The 18,141-nt window shown below is 66.7% G+C and carries 19 protein-coding genes; 1 reads left to right on the top strand and 18 read right to left on the bottom strand.

What is annotated here, in order from left to right; all coding sequences use genetic code 11:
* Positions 1-96: 96 nt before the first annotated feature.
* Positions 97-1,482 (top strand): sigma-54-dependent transcriptional regulator, encoded by a 1,386-nt coding sequence (locus AC1VVG_RS05805; RefSeq protein WP_059560702.1) that lies wholly within the window; start codon positions 97-99, stop codon positions 1,480-1,482.
* A gap of 162 nt (positions 1,483-1,644) precedes the next feature.
* On the opposite strand, the gene nagZ is transcribed toward AC1VVG_RS05805, so the two are convergent.
* The 18 genes from nagZ to fabD all read right to left on the bottom strand — a co-directional run bounded on the left by nagZ (position 1,645) and on the right by fabD (position 18,118).
* On the bottom strand, positions 1,645-2,673 hold the full coding sequence (gene nagZ, locus AC1VVG_RS05800) for a beta-N-acetylhexosaminidase (protein ID WP_034186513.1): 1,029 nt from the start codon (positions 2,671-2,673) through the stop codon (positions 1,645-1,647).
* 16 nt (positions 2,674-2,689) lie between these two features.
* Positions 2,690-3,124 (bottom strand): holo-ACP synthase, encoded by a 435-nt coding sequence (gene acpS, locus AC1VVG_RS05795; protein WP_034186512.1) that lies wholly within the window; start codon positions 3,122-3,124, stop codon positions 2,690-2,692.
* A 33-nt stretch (positions 3,125-3,157) separates the two neighbouring features.
* The gene (pdxJ, locus tag AC1VVG_RS05790; RefSeq protein WP_034186511.1) at positions 3,158-3,934 is read right to left on the bottom strand and encodes a pyridoxine 5'-phosphate synthase; all 777 of its coding nucleotides are present in this window, start codon (positions 3,932-3,934) and stop codon (positions 3,158-3,160) included.
* Positions 3,931-4,767, bottom strand: coding sequence for a DNA repair protein RecO (recO, locus tag AC1VVG_RS05785; protein WP_034186510.1), 837 nt, complete (start codon positions 4,765-4,767; stop codon positions 3,931-3,933). Before recO ends, pdxJ begins: the two co-directional genes overlap by 4 nt.
* Positions 4,754-5,653, bottom strand: coding sequence for a GTPase Era (era, locus tag AC1VVG_RS05780; RefSeq protein WP_034186509.1), 900 nt, complete (start codon positions 5,651-5,653; stop codon positions 4,754-4,756). Before era ends, recO begins: the two co-directional genes overlap by 14 nt.
* 60 nt (positions 5,654-5,713) lie before the next feature.
* Positions 5,714-6,904, bottom strand: a complete 1,191-nt coding sequence (rnc, locus tag AC1VVG_RS05775) for a ribonuclease III (protein WP_034186508.1) — start codon at positions 6,902-6,904, stop codon at positions 5,714-5,716.
* 153 nt (positions 6,905-7,057) lie between these two features.
* A complete protein-coding gene (lepB, locus tag AC1VVG_RS05770) occupies positions 7,058-7,951 on the bottom strand; it encodes a signal peptidase I (RefSeq protein WP_034186507.1) in 894 nt (297 codons plus the stop codon).
* Between the two features lie 16 nt (positions 7,952-7,967).
* On the bottom strand, positions 7,968-9,761 hold the full coding sequence (lepA, locus tag AC1VVG_RS05765) for a translation elongation factor 4 (RefSeq protein WP_034186506.1): 1,794 nt from the start codon (positions 9,759-9,761) through the stop codon (positions 7,968-7,970).
* A 168-nt stretch (positions 9,762-9,929) separates the two neighbouring features.
* Complete coding sequence (locus tag AC1VVG_RS05760; RefSeq protein WP_034186505.1) at positions 9,930-10,166, bottom strand: glutaredoxin family protein; 237 nt, start codon at positions 10,164-10,166, stop codon at positions 9,930-9,932.
* A 7-nt stretch (positions 10,167-10,173) separates the two neighbouring features.
* Positions 10,174-11,673, bottom strand: coding sequence for a DegQ family serine endoprotease (locus AC1VVG_RS05755; protein WP_034186504.1), 1,500 nt, complete (start codon positions 11,671-11,673; stop codon positions 10,174-10,176).
* A gap of 16 nt (positions 11,674-11,689) precedes the next feature.
* Positions 11,690-12,742 carry a MucB/RseB C-terminal domain-containing protein gene (locus tag AC1VVG_RS05750; RefSeq protein ID WP_034186503.1) on the bottom strand — a complete coding sequence of 351 codons (1,053 nt, stop codon included), beginning with the start codon at positions 12,740-12,742 and terminating at the stop codon, positions 11,690-11,692.
* Between the two features lie 5 nt (positions 12,743-12,747).
* On the bottom strand, positions 12,748-13,365 hold the full coding sequence (locus AC1VVG_RS05745; protein ID WP_482835342.1) for a sigma-E factor negative regulatory protein: 618 nt from the start codon (positions 13,363-13,365) through the stop codon (positions 12,748-12,750).
* Between the two features lie 86 nt (positions 13,366-13,451).
* Positions 13,452-14,051 carry an RNA polymerase sigma factor RpoE gene (rpoE, locus tag AC1VVG_RS05740; RefSeq protein ID WP_006490873.1) on the bottom strand — a complete coding sequence of 200 codons (600 nt, stop codon included), beginning with the start codon at positions 14,049-14,051 and terminating at the stop codon, positions 13,452-13,454.
* A gap of 91 nt (positions 14,052-14,142) precedes the next feature.
* On the bottom strand, positions 14,143-14,607 hold the full coding sequence (locus AC1VVG_RS05735) for a hypothetical protein (protein WP_034186501.1): 465 nt from the start codon (positions 14,605-14,607) through the stop codon (positions 14,143-14,145).
* Positions 14,608-14,618: 11 nt separating this feature from the next.
* Positions 14,619-15,851, bottom strand: a complete 1,233-nt coding sequence (gene fabF / locus AC1VVG_RS05730; protein ID WP_034186500.1) for a beta-ketoacyl-ACP synthase II — start codon at positions 15,849-15,851, stop codon at positions 14,619-14,621.
* Positions 15,852-16,015: 164 nt separating this feature from the next.
* Complete coding sequence (gene acpP, locus AC1VVG_RS05725) at positions 16,016-16,255, bottom strand: acyl carrier protein (protein ID WP_004197638.1); 240 nt, start codon at positions 16,253-16,255, stop codon at positions 16,016-16,018.
* 144 nt (positions 16,256-16,399) lie between these two features.
* On the bottom strand, positions 16,400-17,149 hold the full coding sequence (gene fabG, locus AC1VVG_RS05720) for a 3-oxoacyl-ACP reductase FabG (protein ID WP_034186499.1): 750 nt from the start codon (positions 17,147-17,149) through the stop codon (positions 16,400-16,402).
* A 36-nt stretch (positions 17,150-17,185) separates the two neighbouring features.
* Positions 17,186-18,118, bottom strand: a complete 933-nt coding sequence (gene fabD, locus AC1VVG_RS05715; RefSeq protein WP_482835341.1) for an ACP S-malonyltransferase — start codon at positions 18,116-18,118, stop codon at positions 17,186-17,188.
* Positions 18,119-18,141 lie beyond the last annotated feature (23 nt).

The following is an 18,141-nucleotide window of genomic DNA, read 5'->3' as shown; positions in this document are numbered from 1 at the left end:
GGGTTCGGCGGGGCATAAAATCAGTTTTTAATCTGACATGCGGCTGCGGCCCCGATGGCCGACAGCCCGCCTCTCTTGACTCGACTCGCGTCCACCATGCCACACGCCCTGATTGTCGAAGACGATCCCAACAGTCTCTCCGGCCTCACCGCGCTGCTCGCCGCAGACGGCTTCTCGGTCGACACGGCCACGTCGCTCGCCGAAGCCCGCACGGCGCTGGGCCGCTCGATCCCCGATGTCGTCCTCGTCGACCTGAACCTGCCGGACGGCAGCGGGTTCGACCTGCTCCAGCACCTGCCGCAGCAACAGCCGAACGGCTCGCTGCCCGTCATCGTGCTCACGGGCAACGCGACGGTCGAGAGCGCCATCGAGGGCCTGCGTCACGGCATCTGGGACTACCTGCTGAAGCCGATCAACATTCCGCGCCTGCGCAGCCTGCTCGCGCGGATCCCGCGCCCGTACGAACTGATCGACGAAGTGCAGTCGCTGCGTGCGTCGCTGCGCCGGCTCGGCCGCTTCGGCGCGCTGGTCGGCTGCAGCGATGCGATGCAGCACGTGTACGACATGATCGAGCACAACGCGCGCACCGAAACGGCCGTGCTGTTCTCGGGCGAGGCCGGCACCGGCAAGAAGCTGGCCGCGCGCACGCTGCACGACCTGAGCCGGCGCCGCAAGGGGCCGTTCGTGTCGTTCGACTGCCGGACGATCGCGCAGGCCGGCCGCCACGGCGCGTCGCTCGACAGCGTGCTGTTCGGCCATGAGCGCGGCGCGTTCGACGGCGCCGAGCGCCGCGAATCGGGCCTGTTCGAACAGGCCGGCGGCGGCACGCTGTTCCTCGACGAGATCACCGCGCTGCCGCTCGTGCTGCAGGAAGCGCTGCTGCATGCGCTCGATTCGCAGAACTTCATGCGGATCGGCGGCACGAGCTCGATCACGAGCGATTTCCGGCTGATCGCGACCACGCGCCGCCCGGCACGCGAAGCGGTCGCGAACGGCACGCTGCGCGAGGATCTGTGGTTGCGCCTCGATGCGGCGTCGATCACGATGCCGCCGCTGCGCGAGCGCGACGGCGACGCACTCGCGATCGCGGACGCGCAGATCGACGAACTGAACCGCGAGGCGCGCGCGACCGGGCGCAGCACGACCGACAAGCGCGCGGCGCCGGGCTTCGTGCGCGAATGCCTGTCCTACGAATGGCCGGGCAACGTGCGCGAACTGCAGGAACGTGTGCGCTTCGCATACGACGCGTCGGGCGATTTCATCGAGACGCTGCGCGCCGGCGAGCCGAGCTTCTCCTCCGGCGCCGCGCTGAACGGCAGCAGCGTGCAGATCAAGGTCGGCACGCCGCTGTCCGACGTCGAGGACCTGCTGATCCGCGCGACGCTCGACGCGGTCGGCGGCACGCGCCATCGTGCGGCCACGCTGCTCGGCATCAGCCCGAAGACGCTGTACAACAAGCTGCAGCGGATGAAGGTGAACTGAGCGGGCGATCGTGAATACGGGCACTGGCCGGACCTGACCGTTAGTTGCGCAAAAGCCCGCCGTACCGACTGCCCGGTTTGCCCCTTGCCGCACCCCATGAAAAAGCCGCGCAATTGCGCGGCTTTTTGTTTCGGCGAGCGAAAGGACCCGAACCGCGCCCGCTTACGCCAGTGCGCTTTTCAGCAGCGCCTGCGCCTGCAGATACTCGGGCTGCGCGACCAGCTTGTCCCACTTGAGCGCCTTGCCGCGCGCGCGCATCCGCTTGATGCGCCGCACCGACTCGGCCGACGCCCGTGCCTTCAGCTCGTTCAGCACGACCTCGGCCGCCTCCGGCTGGTTGCAGACGAGCACCATGTCGCAACCGGCGGCGAGCGCGGCATCGGCCGCCTGCGTGAGCGTGCCGCCTTCGCGCGCGGCCTCCATCGACAGGTCGTCGCTGAAGATCGCGCCCGTGAAGCCGAGCTTGCCGCGCAGGATGTCCTGCAGCCAGACGCGCGAGAATCCGGCCGGCCGCTTGTCGACCTGCGTATAGATCACGTGCGCGGGAATCACGGCCGACAGCGACAGGCCGAGCCAGTCGTACGGCGCAACGTCCTGCTTGAGGATCGCGTCGAGCGTGCGGTCGTCGGTCGGCAGCGCGACGTGCGAATCGGCTTCCGCGAAACCGTGCCCGGGGAAATGCTTGCCGCAGTTCGCCATGCCGGCGAGCGACAGCCCGTGGTTCAGGCTCTTCGCGAGCAGCGTGACGACGCGCGCGTCGCGATGGAACGCGCGGTCGCCGATCACCTTCGAATGCCCGTAGTCGAGGTCGAGCACGGGCGTGAAGCTCATGTCGATCCCGCACGCACGCAGTTCGGCGGCCAGGATGTAGCCGACGGCGGTCGCCACCTTCGTCGCGAGCAGCACGTCGCGATCCCACAGCTCGCCGAGGCGGCGCATCGCGGGCAGCACCGTGAAGCCGTCGGTGCGGAACCGCTGCACGCGCCCGCCTTCGTGATCGACGGCGATCAGGATGTCTTCGCGCACCGCGCGGATCGAGTCGGTCAGCGCGATCAGCTGCGCGCGGTTCTGGAAGTGCCGCGCGAACAGGATCACGCCGCCGGTATTCGGATGCGCAAGACGCCGCGCATCGTCGCGCGACAGGGCCGTGCCGACGACGTCGAGCATGACCGGGCCGGGAGTCGTTTTCATCGAATCGGGAAGTCCGTCAGGAGGAGGTTCGGGAAACAGGTGCAGGAGCAGGCGCGGCGTCCGTTTCGGCGATCACGAACGACACCGCGTAGTCGCGCTCGTCGCTGACCGTCACGCGCGCCGTGATGCCGCGCGCGGCCAGCCAGTCGGCCAGCTCGCCCGACGCGACCACGTACGGCTCGCCGCTCGGATGGTTGAGCGTCTGCAGTGCGCGCCACGTCATCGGCCAGTGCATGCCGAGCCCGATCGCCTTCGAGAACGCTTCCTTCGCGGAGAAGCGCGTCGCGAGAAACGCGATGCCGCGCGCCTCGGAGCGCGCGCGGCGCGCATGGAACACACGCAGTTCGTCGGGGCCCAGCACCTTCTCGGCAAACCGGCCGCCCGTGCGCTCGAGCACGGCCGCGACGCGGCTTACCTGGGCGATGTCGGTACCGATGCCGTAGATCGCCATGTCAGTACGCGCGCACGCGGCGGTATTTCATCTTCAACGCGCGCCGCCGTGCAGCGCGGCGACGCGGGCGGCAACCATGATCGCCTTCATCTCGCGCACCGCGTTGTCCCAGCCCGCGAAGATCGCATGCGCGACGATCGCGTGACCGATGTTCAGCTCGACGATGCCGTCGATCGCGGCGATCTGCTGCACGTTCGTGTAATGCAGCCCGTGCCCCGCATTGACCTTCAGGCCCAGTTGCGCACCGGCCTGCACGCCCGCGACGATGCGTTCGTACTCGCGCTGCTGCTCGGCTTCGTCGTGCGCTTCGGCGTAGCGGCCCGTGTGCAGTTCGATCACCGGCGCGCCCGCTTCGTGCGCGGCGCGGATCTGCGTCTCGTCCGGGTCGATGAACAGCGACACGCGCACGCCGACGTCGGCCAGTTGCTTGCAGGCCGCGCGCACGGCTTCGAAGTGGCCGGCGACATCGAGACCGCCCTCGGTCGTCAGTTCCTCGCGCTTTTCCGGCACGAGGCACGCGTCGTGCGGACGCACTTCGCACGCGATGTCGAGCATCTCGGCCGTCACCGCGCATTCGAGGTTCATGCGCGTCTTCAGCAGCGGGCGCAGCTTGCGCACGTCGGCGTCGACGATGTGGCGGCGATCCTCGCGCAGATGCAGCGTGATCGCGTCCGCACCGGCCTCTTCGGCGGCGAGCGCCGCGCGGATCGGATCGGGATAGGCCGTGCCGCGCGCATTGCGCAGCGTCGCGACGTGGTCGATGTTCACGCCGAGGTCGATGGCGGTGGGCGTTGTCAGGAAGAAGCTCATAGGTTTTGCAGGTCGATCAGGATCTGACGCGTGGCAAGCGGCGTACCGCCGAGATAGGTGTTCAGCAGGAAGCGCATCAGCGTCTTGCTTTGCGCGACCGTCTGGGCTCGATGGTAATCGTCCTGCTCCATGTCGAGCAACGTCTGTCCGGTGATGACCGGCCAGTGCGACGGCACGTCGTCGTCCGCGTTGCGCACGCCGCGTTCGGGATCGAACACGTAGCGGCGATCGGGCTCGACCGCGCGGCGCGCGACCGTGCGGTTCAGCGCCATCGCGTAACCGGTCTCCTTCAACAGCACGCGCTCGAACGAACGCAGCACCTGCACCGCGGGTTCGCCGTGCGCGAGGCGCGTGAGCGTCAGCACATAGTGATTGAACAGCGGCGGCTGCGGATCCTCGCGCGCGCAGAATTTCACGAGCAGCTCGTTCGCGTAGAAACCGCACAGCAGCCCGTCGCCGCCGAGCGGCAGCATGCCGCCGACCCACTCGGCCCCCGTCAGCGTGCGCACCTCGGATTTGCCGGACCAGGACAGCAGCAGCGGCTGGAAGGTCTGCAGCACGCCGCGCAGCGCGGAGTGCGGGCGTTTCGCGCCCTTCGCGACGAGCGCAAGCCGGCCGTGATCGCGCGTCAGCACATCGACGATCAGGCTGGTTTCGCGATACGGATAGCTGTGCAGCACGAACGCCGGCTGCTCGGCGACGCGGAAATCGGACGTGCGAGACGTCGCGCGCCGCGCCTTGCGCGGCGGTTCGGGCGGAGCCGGCAGCGGCGCGTCGTTCGCGCCGGCCGTCACCGCGTCTTCAGTCGACGTCAGCGCGTCATTCGTACCCATAGGCGCGCAGTCCGGCCTCGTTGTCGGCCCAGCCGCTCCTCACCTTCACGAAGGTCTCGAGGTACACGGGGCCGTCGAACAGCTTCTCCATGTCCATCCGCGCCTCGGTGCTGATCTGCTTGAGCTTCTCGCCCTTCTTGCCGATCACCATCGCCTTGTGCGAATCGCGTTCGACGAGGATCGTCGCGAAGATGCGCTTCAGCCGCCCTTCCTCCTCGAACTTGTCGATCACGACGGTGCTCGTGTACGGCAGCTCGTCGCCGGTCCAGCGGAACACCTTTTCGCGCAGGATTTCGGCCGCGAGGAAGCGCGAGCTGCGGTCGGTCAGCTCGTCCTCGCCGTAGATCGGGGCGCCTTCCGGCAGGTACGGCTTGATCGTCTCGAGCAGGCGCTTGATGTCTTCCGGCTGCTGCGCCGACAGCGGCACGAGCTCGGCGAATTCGCGCAGCGTGTTCATCTTCTGCATGAACGGATACAGCGTGGCCTTGTCGGCGACACGGTCGATCTTGTTCGTGATCAGCAGCGTCGGCATGCCGGGCGGAATCAGGTCGAGCACCTTCTGGTCGTCGGGCCCGAAGCGACCGGCCTCGATCACGAACAGGATCACGTCGACCGACGTCAGCGTCGACGTGACCGCGCGGTTCAGCGATCGGTTCAGCGCGGTGCTGTGACGGGTCTGGAAACCCGGCGTGTCGACGAACACGAATTGCGCGTCATCGAACGTGTTGATGCCGGTGATGCGATGGCGGGTCGTCTGCGCCTTGCGCGACGTGATGCTGATCTTCTGGCCGACGAGTGCGTTCATCAACGTCGACTTGCCGACGTTCGGGCGGCCCACGATCGCGATCATGCCGCAACGGAAGCCGGTAGGAGCGGGAGTGTTCATATCGTTTGGGAGGCAGGTTCGGAAACGGCCGCGCGGCGCGCGGCACGATCGCTGGGCAATTCAGTGGTCGGCATCGGCCACGCGCGCCTGCGCGGCGGCGAGGCTCGCGCCGCCCGGCGGCGTCTCGGCGTCCGGTGCGGCAGCGTCGCGCGCACGCGTGCGCGCAGCGGGGTCGGAACCGGCGGAAGGCTTGTCGGCGGACGATGCGGCCGGATCGGCGGCACGCGGCGCGGCGTCCGCGGGCTTGTCCGCCGCCTTGTCGGAGCGGTCGGCGGGTTTATCGGCCACCTTGTCGGCCGCCGGCTTCGCCGCCCGCTCACCCTTGTCGGCAGCCGTCTCGACATGCGCCGCGCGAATCGCGGCCATCGGCGCGACGGCCGGCTCGGCGCCGGTCGCAGCCGCCGCGGGCACCGCACCGGCGGCCGCCCTGGCCTCGCGGGCAGCCGCCCGCTCCTTCCGCTCCGGCGAGCGCAGGTCGAGCGCTTCCTGCACGCCCTTCACGCCCGGCACGATTTCGGGTTCCACATGCTTCGAGCCGCGCGCGTTTTTCGAGCGCTTCGGCTTCGTGGCCAGCATCGGCGCGGCCGCCATCACTTCGTCGAGCGCCTTCTTCGCGGCGGCCTGCTCGGCCGCGCGCCGGCTCGCGCCGGAGCCCGATACCTTCACGTCCAGCTTCGGCACCGTGCATTCGACCTCGAACTGCTGATTGTGCGCCGCACCATGCGTCGCGACGACCGTATAGGTCGGCAGTGCGATCTTGTGCCCCTGCAGGTACTCCTGCAGCAGCGTCTTCGCGTCCTTGCCGAGCGTGCGCGGATCGATGTGGTCGAGAATCGGGATGTAGAGGCGCTTGATGACCCCTTGGGCGGCTTCGAAGCCGCCATCGAGGAACACGGCCCCGATGATGGCTTCGAACGCGTCCGCGAGGATCGACGGGCGACGGAACCCGCCGCTGCGCAGTTCGCCCTCGCCCAGCCGCAGGCCGTCCGAGATATTCAGGGCCTGAGCAATTTCGTACAGCGACTGCTGCTTGACGAGGTTGGCGCGTACGCGCGACAGGTCGCCTTCGTCCAGCTTGCTGAAACGCTGGAACAAAAGGGCGGCCACCGCGCAATTCAGAACGGAGTCGCCGAGAAACTCGAGCCGTTCGTTGTGCGTGGCACTGTGACTGCGATGGGTCAAAGCCTGGCGCAACAATTCCGCATTGCGAAATTCGTAGCGCAGCCGGCTTTCCAACTGGGATAGGGGCATGTGCAGGAGTATAACGCGGGCGCCGGTCGGGCCGAAACGGCACGGCCGGAGACGAAAAGGCGTGACGAGGCGGTGTTACCGCCGGTTCTTAAAGTAGTTCGGCAATACGCGACGCGGCCCGTGCGTCGCGTATTGCGTGCGAGTCGACTGCGATCAGTTGAAGGAGCCGATGCGCTTCAGGTCGCTGAAGTTCATCCAGATGAAGAACGCGCGGCCGACGATGTTCTGGTCCGGCACGAAACCCCAGTAGCGGCTGTCCGCACTGTTGTCGCGGTTGTCGCCCATCATGAAGTAGTGACCGGGCGGCACCTTGCAGATCACGCCGCGGCTGTTGTACGTGCAGTTGTCGCGATACGGATAGTCGTAGGCGCCCATCACGAACGGCGGCACGGCCGGGTTGTTGAGGATCGCGTTCTTCTTGTTGCCGATCGTTTCCTCGAACTGCTTCGCGTAATTCTGGCGCTCGTCGTCGAAGAAATCCGGCAGCGGCGTTTCGGGCACCGGCTGGCCGTTGATCGTCAGCTGCTTGTCCTGGTAGGCGACCGTGTCGCCCGGCAGGCCAATCACGCGCTTGATGTAGTCGACCGACTCGTCCTTCGGATAACGGAACACGACGACATCGCCGCGCGACAGCGGGCTGCCCTGCGTGATCTTCGTGTTCGTGACCGGCAGGCGCAGCCCGTATTCGAACTTGTTGACGAGGATGAAATCGCCGACGAGCAGCGTCGGCACCATCGAGCCCGACGGGATCTTGAACGGCTCGACGACGAACGAGCGCACGACGAACACCGCCAGGATCACCGGAAAGAAGCTCGCGGTGTACTCGAGCCACCACGGCTGGCGCAGCTTCTCGTCGCGCAGCTTCGAACGCGTTTGCACCGCGTTTTCATCCGCGAAGCGCTTGTCGATGCGCGACTGCTGGCGATCGAACTCCTCGATCGCCGAGTCGGCCGCCTTGCGTCGCCGCGGCAGGAACACCAGTTTGTCCAGCACCCACGCTACGCCCGTCACGATGACGAGCACAAAAAGAATCAGCGCAAAATTCATAAAAGGATCAGTCCTGTTATTTGTCTTCGACGCGCAAGATCGCAAGGAACGCTTCCTGCGGGATCTCGACCGAACCCACCTGCTTCATCCGTTTCTTGCCTTCTTTCTGCTTCTCGAGCAGTTTCTTCTTCCGCGTGATGTCGCCGCCGTAGCACTTCGCGAGCACGTTCTTGCGCAGCGCCTTGATGTTCTCGCGGGCGACGATGTGCGCGCCGATCGCGGCCTGGATCGCCACGTCGTACATCTGGCGCGGGATGATCTCGCGCATCTTCGCGGCCACCTCGCGGCCGCGGTATTGCGACTGCGACCGGTGCACGATGATCGACAGCGCATCGACCTTGTCGCCGTTGATCAGCATGTCGACCTTCACGACGTCCGACGAACGGTATTCCTTGAACTCGTAGTCCATCGACGCATAGCCGCGCGACACCGACTTCAGGCGATCGAAGAAGTCGAGCACGATCTCGGCCATCGGGATCTCGTACGTGAGCTGCACCTGGCGGCCGTGATACTGCATGTTGATCTGCGAGCCGCGCTTCTGCTCGCACAGCGTGATCACGGAGCCGACGTAGTCCTGCGGCATGTACAGGTTCACGGTGACGATCGGCTCGCGGACTTCGGCGATGCGGCCGGGCTCCGGCATCTTCGCCGGGTTCTCGACCATGATCGTCGAACCGTCGCTCTGCACGACCTCGTAGACGACCGTCGGCGCGGTCGTGATGAGATCCATGTCGAACTCGCGCTCGAGCCGCTCCTGCACGATTTCCATGTGCAGCAGCCCGAGGAAGCCGCAGCGGAAACCGAACCCGAGTGCCTGCGACACTTCCGGCTCGTACTGCAGCGACGCATCGTTCAGCTTCAGCTTCTCGAGCGACTCGCGCAGCGCGTCGTACTGGTTCGCCTCGACCGGATACAGCCCCGCGAACACCTGCGGCTTCACTTCCTTGAAGCCCGGCAGCGGCTCGGCAGCGGCCTTGGCCGCGTGCGTGACGGTATCGCCGACCTTCGCGGCCGTCAGCTCCTTGATGCCGGCGATGATGAAGCCCACCTGCCCTGCCGACAGCGAGTCGAGATTGCGCGACTTCGGCGTGAACACGCCGACGTGCTCGACCGGATACTGCGCGCCGGTCGCCATCATCTTGATCTTTTCCTTCGGGCGCAGCGTGCCGTTGACGATACGCACGAGCATCACGACGCCGACGTAGTTGTCGAACCACGAATCGATGATGAGCGCCTGCAGCGGCGCGGCCGGATCGCCCTTCGGCGGCGGCACCTTCGCGATCAGCGACTCGAGCACGTCTTCGACGCCGAGCCCCGTCTTCGCGCTGCAGCGCGTCGCGTCGGTCGCGTCGATGCCGATCACGTCCTCGATCTCCTCGATCGCGTTCTCGGGGTTCGCGGCCGGCAGGTCGATCTTGTTCAGCACCGGCACGACCTCGACGCCGAGCTCGATCGCCGTGTAGCAGTTCGCGACCGTCTGCGCCTCGACGCCCTGGCTGGCATCGACGACCAGCAGCGCGCCTTCGCAGGCGGACAGCGAACGGCTGACTTCGTACGAGAAGTCGACGTGCCCCGGCGTGTCGATCAGGTTCAGGTTGTAGACCTTGCCGTCGCGCGCGCGATAGGACAATGCCGCCGTCTGCGCCTTGATCGTGATGCCGCGCTCGCGCTCGATATCCATCGAGTCGAGCACCTGCGCTTCCATTTCACGGTCGGCGAGACCGCCGCATACCTGGATGATGCGATCCGCGAGCGTCGACTTGCCATGGTCGATGTGCGCGATGATCGAGAAATTGCGAATATGATCCATTCAGTGCCGATCAAGCGAAAAAGGCGCGCTCGACGACTGCGGAGCACGCCTTGTGTAAGTCGGTGAAAAAACAGCTTATTTTAGCTGAAAAGGCTTTCGACGGGCGGTATTTCGGACGCCCGCCCGCAGCGCGGCCCGCCGCGGGCACCCGCCGGACGCGGCCGGAACTCAGCGCCGGGCCGCCAGCGCGTCGCGCACCCGCGTGTCGTCGAACCGGTGGCGGCACACTTCCGCGCCGTCCAGCAGCAACACGGGCACGTCCTCGTCGTAACGGGCAACCAGCGCCGCATCGGTATCGATGTCGACGTAGTCGACCGCGACGCCGAATTCGGCCGCCACCGGCGCCAGTGCGTCGCGCATGTCGTCGCACAGGTGGCACCAGCCGCGGCCGTAGAGCGTGAACATCGGCGCCTTACTTCTGGCGCGGCCGCACGGGCACGAACTGCGTGTTGTCGCCACGCCGCACGAGCACCGCGACCGCCTTCTGCGGATCGAGCTGCGCCGTCACGTCGGCGAACTGCTTCGCGTTCGTGATGTCGGTGTCGCCGACGCGCAGCACGATGTCGCCGCGCTGCAGGCCCGCACGGGCAGCCGGGCCGTCGACGCCGTCGATCTGCACGCCGTTCTTCAGCTTCAGCGCCTTCATCTGGTCGGCCGTCAGGTCGCTCACCGTCAGACCGAGCGAATTGGTCTGGCGCGGCTTCTGCGGCGCATTCTTGCGCTGTTCGGCCTTCGCCGTCGACTCGGCCGGCGTCTCCGCGATCGTGATCGGCAGATCGCGTGCCTGACCCTTGCGCCACACGCTGACCGTCGCCTTCGTGCCGGGCTTGGTGTCGCCGACCATGCGCGGCAGGTCCGACGCCGTGTCGACCGAACGGCCGTTGAACTTCAGGATAATGTCGCCCGGCTGGATGCCCGCCTTGTCGGCCGGGCCGCCCGGCTCGACGCTGCTGACGAGCGCGCCTTCGGCCTTCGGCAGCCCGATCGAATCGGCCACGTCCTTCGTCACCTCGCCGATCGCCACCGCGATCCGGCCGCGCGTGACCTTGCCGGTCGCCTTCAGCTGGTCGGCCACGCGCATCGCCTCGTCGATCGGAATCGCGAACGAGATGCCCATGAAGCCGCCGGTACGGCTGTAGATCTGCGAATTGATGCCGATCACCTCGCCCTGCATGTTGATCAGCGGGCCGCCCGAGTTGCCGGGGTTCACGGCGACGTCGGTCTGGATGAACGGCAGATAGTCGCCCGTGTTGCGGCTCTTCGAGCTGACGATGCCGGCCGTCACCGTGTTGTCGAGGCCGAACGGCGAACCGATCGCGACGACCCACTCGCCGACGCGCACCTTGTTCGAATCGCCGATCGCGACAACCGGCAGGTTCGACGCCTGGATCTTCACGACCGCGACGTCCGTGCGGTCGTCCACGCCGATCAGCTTCGCCTTGAATTCGCGCTTGTCGGTCAACGTCACGTAGATGGTGTCCGCATCGTCGACGACGTGCGCATTGGTCATCACGTAACCGTCGGCCGACACGATGAAGCCCGAGCCCACGCCACGGTTCTGCTCGGTGTCGGGCGGATTGTCCGGCGCCGGCGCGCTCTTCGGGTTGCTGCCGTTGCCGCCGCCGTTGCCGGGCGCCTGCGGCAGCGGAATGCCGAAGAAGCGCCGGAAGAATTCCGACATGTCGCCGTTGTCGAAGCCCGGCGGGAGCATCCCGCGCGGGCCGCTGTTGGTCGGCACGTTGGCGGTGGTCCGGATGTTCACGACGGCCGGCCCGACCTTTTCGACCAGGTCGGCGAAGTCGGGCAGGCTGGCAGCGGGAGCCGTCACGGCGAATGCGGTATGCGGCACGAGCGGCAGGCAGGCAGACAACGCCGCCGCCGCGAGCCATTTGCGCAGCGTGAGTTTCATCATGTCGGAAGCCGTAGCGTTACTTGGAAGCCTTGTATTCTATGGCAGACGCGAACTGCTGCAACGTGGCCGGCGGCACTTCGCCGAGCACGGTGATCCAGTAGTCGCCGCGGCGCTTCACGAGAACGTGCGTCGCACCGGTGCTGCCCGCGCCTTCCTTGCGCGTATTCTTTTCGGCCGGCTCGATGAACACCGAGATCGTCGCGAGACCGTCGGTGAAGACGGCCTGATCGACCGCGATCGGCGGGTCGCCTGCATCGCGCGCGGCCATCGGCCGGCGCACTTCACGAATCTTCTGGAAGCCGGCAACGCTCGGTGCGAGCTGCCAGCCCTGCGCTTCCATGTCGACCGTCGCGACCGGCGGGCGCACGACCGTCCAGCCGCTCAGGTTGCGCATGCCGGCCGCGATCGCGGCCTTGTCGCCGTTCGCGCCCCCCGTCTGCAACTGGGAGAACGCAATCTGTTCGAGCACGTGATCGTTCGCATCGAGCGTCTGCGAACGCAGCAGCAGCCCGGTGCGCGCGTCGGCCCACAGCTTGTACGTGAAACGGTACGCATCCTTCGGCACGAGCTCGACGACCTGCGCGTCGATCCCGGCCACGCGGTCCTTGCCGAGCGACTTCGCGTCGTAGACCGACATCACGTGCTCGCCGCTCGCGCCGAGCAGCGCGGGGAACGAGTCGCGCGTCTGGCGGCGCTCGACCACGCACAGCTTGCGCTCGGGCACGAACGTGTACAGCTCGTCGTTATGCCGCAGCAGCTTGCGCGGCTTGCCGTCGAGCGTCTCGATCCGCTCGAACTCGCCGTCGCGGGACGCGACGTGCGCGATGCGCGACGACTGGACATACCCGCCGCGCTGGTAGACGAACGTGCCTTCGTAACTCTGCTGCTGCGCCGCCTGCTGGACGCGGTCGAGCCAGTCCGCGGCGCCCTTGCGGGTCGCGACGGGATCGTCCGGTTGCTGGGCGCTGGCAGGAAGGGATTGAACGGACAACAGGGCGGCTGCGCAAAGCAGGAGGGCCGGCAGCCGCTTCCACCCGGAGATGGCGTGATTCAACTGCAATGTCCGCATCGGGTTTATTGGCCTGGCGTGGTGGTCACGGCTGCGCGGATCAGCGGCATCGAACCCGTGACGACGGGCTGCTGCGCGAATTGCTGGTGCGCTTCAAGATATTGGTCGAGGCTCGCGTCGCGAATGATGTTGACGTCCTGCAGGCCCGGCTGGGCCGATGCCTGCGCAACCGTCACGCGCTGCAGGTTGCCGCCTTGCTGCGCACCGGCCGATGCGACCTGGACGGCGCCCGGGGCACCGGCCGTCTGCATCTGCGGGACGACGATCCACGTCAGCGTGGCCGCCGCGGCCGCGACCGCGAACGCGGGCACGACACGCCGGCGCAGCGACAGCAGCTTGCGCGCGACCGGCGCCGCCGCCGGCGCGAGCAGGTGCGGCTCGCTGTCGAGCGCAGCCGACATGCGCGCGGTGAACGCGACGCTCACGGCGGGCGACAGCGCGAGCTCGTCCGAGCGCAGCGCATCGCCGATCAGGTGGTAATGGGCCCACGCAGCGCGATCCGCGCGGTCGAGCTCAGCCAGAAACTGCCCGTGGTCCGGGCCATCGAACATTTCGCCGTCGACCAGCGCGGAAAGGCGCTCGCGGCGCGAGCACGCTTGCGATTGCGTATTGACCGACCCCATGATGCTCCCCATCTTGCACACCCCGTCGTGACTTCACGACTCTATCCGTAACTAGACCCCGACCCGCGTCGTTACGCCCATCGCGCTTACCAGCGCTTGCCTTCGGGCGTATCGAGCAGCGGACGCAACTTGGCAGCGATTGCTTCGCGCGCGCGGAAGATCCGCGACCGGACCGTCCCGATCGGACAGCCCATCATTTCCGCGATCTCTTCGTAGCTCAGGCCCTCGATCTCGCGCAGCGTGATTGCCTGGCGCAGTTCCTCGGGCAGCAGAGCCATTGCAGCGTTGACCGTCTCGGCAATCTGCTTGCTCATCAACATCGACTCAGGCGTGTTGATATCCCTTAGTTGGTCTGCGTCGGAGAAAGTTTCCGCTTCCTCTGCATCGGCCTCGGTCGAGGTCGGTGCCCGGCGGCCTTGCGTCGCAAGGTAGTTCTTGGCCGTATTGACGGCAATCCGGTACAACCACGTATAGAACGCCGATTCGCCGCGAAATTGCGGCAGCGCACGATACGCCTTGATGAACGCGTCCTGGGCCACATCCTCGACCTCGGCGGGATCCCGCACGAGGCGCGAGATCAGCCGAATGATCTTGCGGTGGTATTTGGAGACCAGGAGTTCGAACGCCGCCTTGTCGCCCTTCTGTACGCGCTCGACCAGAGCCTGATCGATTTCTTTTTCACTCACCTGACAAATCCGTTAACTAGGGATGCAACGCGGAGCGCTATTGTAGCGTTCCGGCGCCGGCCGCTGGTTACGGTCGGTAACCGTGCCGCGGTCATGCCCGCCCCGCCGCGTCCGCGGTTCTCGCCAGCACGGACAGCGCGCTGAACGATGCCGCGTCGAGCGCATCGGCCGGAATCAGCAGCGGCCGGGCCCGCCGGGCACCCTGCCCGACCGACAGCACCAGCAGCAGGCTGCTCCAGTGCGCATGGCCGGTCACGCGGCCACGGGCCAGCAGCCGCCCGGTGCGGCCAAACGCCGCAATCTCCCCGAATGCATCGATCCGCAGCTCGGCCGGCAGCCGGCGCGCACCGGCCCGCGCCGCGCACACGGCCAGCAGCGCGGCCGTCGCGGCCGACACGCATGCGCCGGCGGCGGCGCCCGCGCGCGGCGCCCAGAACAGATAGGCCGACGCGGCAGCCGATGCGACGAACACGGCCAGCACGAGATACGAGACAGCCGAGGCCCGCAACGCAAAGCGCTGCGGGCGCCCGGCCGGCATGTCGAATGGACTCGTCAAGCGATTCAGCGTCAGACGCGCTTGAACACCAGCGTGCCGTTGGTCCCGCCGAAGCCGAAGTTGTTCTTCACGGCGACGTCGATCTTCATGTCCCGCGCGGTGTTCGCGCAGTAATCGAGATCGCACTCGGGGTCCTGGTTGAAGATGTTGATGGTCGGCGGCGACACGTTGTTGTGCAGCGCCAGCACCGTGAACACCGATTCGAGGCCGCCCGCGCCGCCCAGCAGGTGGCCCGTCATCGACTTCGTCGAGTTCACGACGAGCTTGTACGCATGCTCGCCGAAGGCCGCCTTCACCGCGTCGGACTCGTTCTTGTCGCCCAGCGGCGTCGACGTGCCGTGCGCGTTCAGGTACTGGACCTCGTCCGCGTTCATGCCGGCGTCGCGCAGTGCCGCGACCATGCAGCGGCGCGGGCCGTCCATGTTCGGCGCGGTCATGTGGTACGCGTCGCCCGTCATGCCGAAGCCCGAGACTTCCGCATAGATCTTCGCGCCGCGCGCCTTCGCCGCCTCGTACTCCTCGAGCACCATCACGCCGGCACCCTCGCCCAGCACGAAGCCGTCGCGGTCCTTGTCCCACGGACGCGAGGCGCTGGCCGGATCGTCGTTGCGGGTCGACAGCGCACGCGCCGCCGCGAAACCGCCGATGCCGAGCGGCGACACCGTCGATTCGGCACCGCCCGCGACCATTACGTCGGCGTCGCCGGCCTGGATCAGGCGCGCGGCGAGGCCGATGCTGTGCAGGCCGGTCGTGCAGGCCGTCACGGCCGCGAGGTTCGGGCCCTTCAGGCCGAACATGATGCTCAGGTGGCCCGAGATCATGTTGATGATCGAACCCGGCACGAAGAACGGCGAAATCCGGCGTGCGCCGCGATCGACGTAGGTCTGATGCGTGTCTTCGATCATCGGCAGGCCGCCGATGCCGGAACCGACCAGCACGCCGATGCGTTCCGCGTTGGCTTCGTTCACTTCCAGCCCGCTGTCCCGGATGGCCTGGACGCCGGCGGCGATGCCGTAATGGATGAACGTATCCATGTTCCGGGCTTCCTTCGCCGGAATGTACTCCTCGGCGCTGAAACCCTTCACTTCGCCCGCGAAATGGCAGGCGAGGTTCGACGCATCGAACTTCGTGACGGTGGCGATACCGGACTTGCCGGCGACGAGATTGGCCCAGCCGTCGGCAACATTATTGCCAACAGGCGAAATCAGCCCCAGGCCTGTAACAACAACACGACGGCGGCTCACGGTAACCTCTTTTCCATTATTGGATGACAAAAACAAAAGCCACAGTGGCCACAGGAACCAGCCCTGCGAGCCCTGTGGCTGTTAGTCCGTCCGGCGCGAAGCCGGCAGGATGGCGCGTCAATCGCGAAGATCGCGGCGACGTGGCGGACAAGCGCGAAAGGCGCTTACGCCTTGACGTTTGCGCGAGCGTAGTCGATCGCTTGCTGAACGGTCGTGATCTTCTCTGCTTCTTCGTCCGGGATTTCCATGCCGAACTCGTCTTCCAGAGCCATCACCAGTTCGACCGTGTCGAGCGAGTCGGCGCCCAGGTCGTTCACGAACGAAGCTTCGTTCTTGATCTCGGCTTCCGCGACGCCCAGTTGCTCAGCGACGATCTTCTTGACACGTTGTTCGATGTTGTCCATTACCCCTCCGAGGGAAAGTTCAGATTTACAAGTGCGCGCATTTTATCAGGTTTGCTGACGCCAAAACGCGCGTTGGCTTGATGGTCGATCAAGCGCCTATCCGCCTGAAAATCGGGATACGGCGCGGATGGTAAACGAAAACCGTTACGACATGTACATGCCGCCGTTCACGTGCAGCGTCGTGCCGGTGATATAACCGGCCTGTGGCGATGCGAGGAACGCGACGGCATGGGCGATGTCCTCCGGGCTGCCGAGGCGGCCGAGCGGAATCTGGGTCTTGAGCGCGGCCTGCTGTTCTTCCGGCAGCGTCTTCGTCATGTCGGTATCGATGAAGCCCGGCGCGACGCAGTTCACGGTGATGCCGCGGCTGCCGATCTCGCGCGCGAGCGCACGCGTCATGCCCGCCACGCCGGCCTTCGCGGCCGCGTAGTTGACCTGACCCGGGTTGCCGGCCGAACCGACCACCGACGTGATGTTGATGATCCGGCCGCCGCGCGCCTTCATCATCGGGCGCAGCACCGCGCGCGACAGGCGAAACACCGATTTCAGGTTGGTGTCGATCACCGCGTCCCAGTCCTCGTCCTTCATCCGCATCGCGAGCTGGTCCTGCGTGATGCCCGCGTTGTTGACGAGCACGTTCAGCGCGCCGAATTCCTTCACGGTCGCATCGATCAGCGCCTCGGCGGCCGCTGCGTCGTTGACGTTCAGCACCGCGCCGCGGCCCGTGACGCCCGCCTCGGCGAATGCCGCGCTGATCGCGGCGGCGCCCGATTCGCTCGTCGCCGTGCCGATCACCGTCGCGCCCAGGCGCGCCAGTTCGAGCGCGATCGAACGGCCGATGCCGCGCGACGCGCCGGTCACGATCGCGACCTGTTTATCGAGAGTCTTTTCCATGAATCGAATATCCGTTTCTTGAAAAAAGGCGCCGCGTCAGGCGGTCACCAGCTTGAGGGCTTCGTCGAGCGATGCCGGATCGAACACCGACGCACCGGTCAGGTTGCCGTCGATGCGCTTCGTCAGGCCGGCGAGCACCTTGCCCGGACCGCATTCGATCACGTGCGTGACGCCGGTGCCGGCGATGTGCCGCACGCACTCGACCCAGCGCACCGGGCCCGCGGCCTGGCGCACCAGCGCGTCCTTGATCGCGACCGGATCGCTGATCACGGCCACGTCGATGTTGTTGACGACCGGAATCTGCGGCGCCTTCACGTCGACGTTCGCGAGGTAGTCGCGCAACTGGTCCGACGCCGGCTTGAGCAGCGACGAATGGAACGGCGCCGACACCGGCAGCGGCAGCGCGCGCTTCGCGCCCTTCGCCTTCGCGATCTCACACGCCTTTTCGACCGCGGCCTTGCTGCCCGCGATCACGACCTGCGCGGGCGCATTGAAGTTCACCGCTTCGACGACACCCGCTTCCGCGGCTTCGGCACACACCGCGCGCACGGTGTCGTCGTCAAGGCCCAGGATCGCGGCCATGCCGCCCTGGCCGACCGGCACGGCCGTCTGCATCGCCTGCGCACGGAAGCGCACGAGCGGCACCGCGTCCTTGAACGCCAGCGCACCCGCGGCGACGAGCGCCGTGTACTCGCCGAGGCTGTGGCCGGCGACGATCGACGGCGCCGGGCCGCCTGCCTGCTGCCACGCGCGGTAGCACGCGTAAGCGGCGGTCAGCATCACCGGCTGCGTATTGGTGGTCAGGTTCAGCTCTTCGGCCGGGCCTTCGGCGATCAGCTTGCCGAGATCCTGATTGAGTGCATCGGACGCTTCCTGAAGCGTCTCGCGCACGACGGCCAGATCGGCGAATGCGTTGAGCATGCCGATCGCCTGCGAGCCCTGCCCCGGAAAAACGAATGCAAATTTCATATCGTCCCCAATTGAATCGATTC

This window comes from Burkholderia sp. L-4 (genome assembly GCF_056856535.1).
The sequence above is the reverse complement of the archived record's forward strand: the minus strand, read 5'-3'. Positions and strand labels throughout refer to the sequence as shown.

Excerpts from the sequence above, each read along its gene's own strand:
- AC1VVG_RS05805 (WP_059560702.1), top strand. The coding sequence starts at position 97 with ATGCCACACGCCCTGATTGTCGAAGACGATCCCAACAGTCTCTCCGGC.
- nagZ (WP_034186513.1), bottom strand. The coding sequence starts at position 2,673 with ATGAAAACGACTCCCGGCCCGGTCATGCTCGACGTCGTCGGCACGGCC.
- acpS (WP_034186512.1), bottom strand. The coding sequence starts at position 3,124 with ATGGCGATCTACGGCATCGGTACCGACATCGCCCAGGTAAGCCGCGTC.
- pdxJ (WP_034186511.1), bottom strand. The coding sequence starts at position 3,934 with ATGAGCTTCTTCCTGACAACGCCCACCGCCATCGACCTCGGCGTGAAC.
- recO (WP_034186510.1), bottom strand. The coding sequence starts at position 4,767 with ATGGGTACGAATGACGCGCTGACGTCGACTGAAGACGCGGTGACGGCC.
- era (WP_034186509.1), bottom strand. The coding sequence starts at position 5,653 with ATGAACACTCCCGCTCCTACCGGCTTCCGTTGCGGCATGATCGCGATC.
- rnc (WP_034186508.1), bottom strand. The coding sequence starts at position 6,904 with ATGCCCCTATCCCAGTTGGAAAGCCGGCTGCGCTACGAATTTCGCAAT.
- lepB (WP_034186507.1), bottom strand. The coding sequence starts at position 7,951 with ATGAATTTTGCGCTGATTCTTTTTGTGCTCGTCATCGTGACGGGCGTA.
- lepA (WP_034186506.1), bottom strand. The coding sequence starts at position 9,761 with ATGGATCATATTCGCAATTTCTCGATCATCGCGCACATCGACCATGGC.
- AC1VVG_RS05760 (WP_034186505.1), bottom strand. The coding sequence starts at position 10,166 with ATGTTCACGCTCTACGGCCGCGGCTGGTGCCACCTGTGCGACGACATG.
- AC1VVG_RS05755 (WP_034186504.1), bottom strand. The coding sequence starts at position 11,673 with ATGATGAAACTCACGCTGCGCAAATGGCTCGCGGCGGCGGCGTTGTCT.
- AC1VVG_RS05750 (WP_034186503.1), bottom strand. The coding sequence starts at position 12,742 with ATGCGGACATTGCAGTTGAATCACGCCATCTCCGGGTGGAAGCGGCTG.
- AC1VVG_RS05745 (WP_482835342.1), bottom strand. The coding sequence starts at position 13,365 with ATGGGGTCGGTCAATACGCAATCGCAAGCGTGCTCGCGCCGCGAGCGC.
- acpP (WP_004197638.1), bottom strand. The coding sequence starts at position 16,255 with ATGGACAACATCGAACAACGTGTCAAGAAGATCGTCGCTGAGCAACTG.
- fabG (WP_034186499.1), bottom strand. The coding sequence starts at position 17,149 with ATGGAAAAGACTCTCGATAAACAGGTCGCGATCGTGACCGGCGCGTCG.
- fabD (WP_482835341.1), bottom strand. The coding sequence starts at position 18,118 with ATGAAATTTGCATTCGTTTTTCCGGGGCAGGGCTCGCAGGCGATCGGC.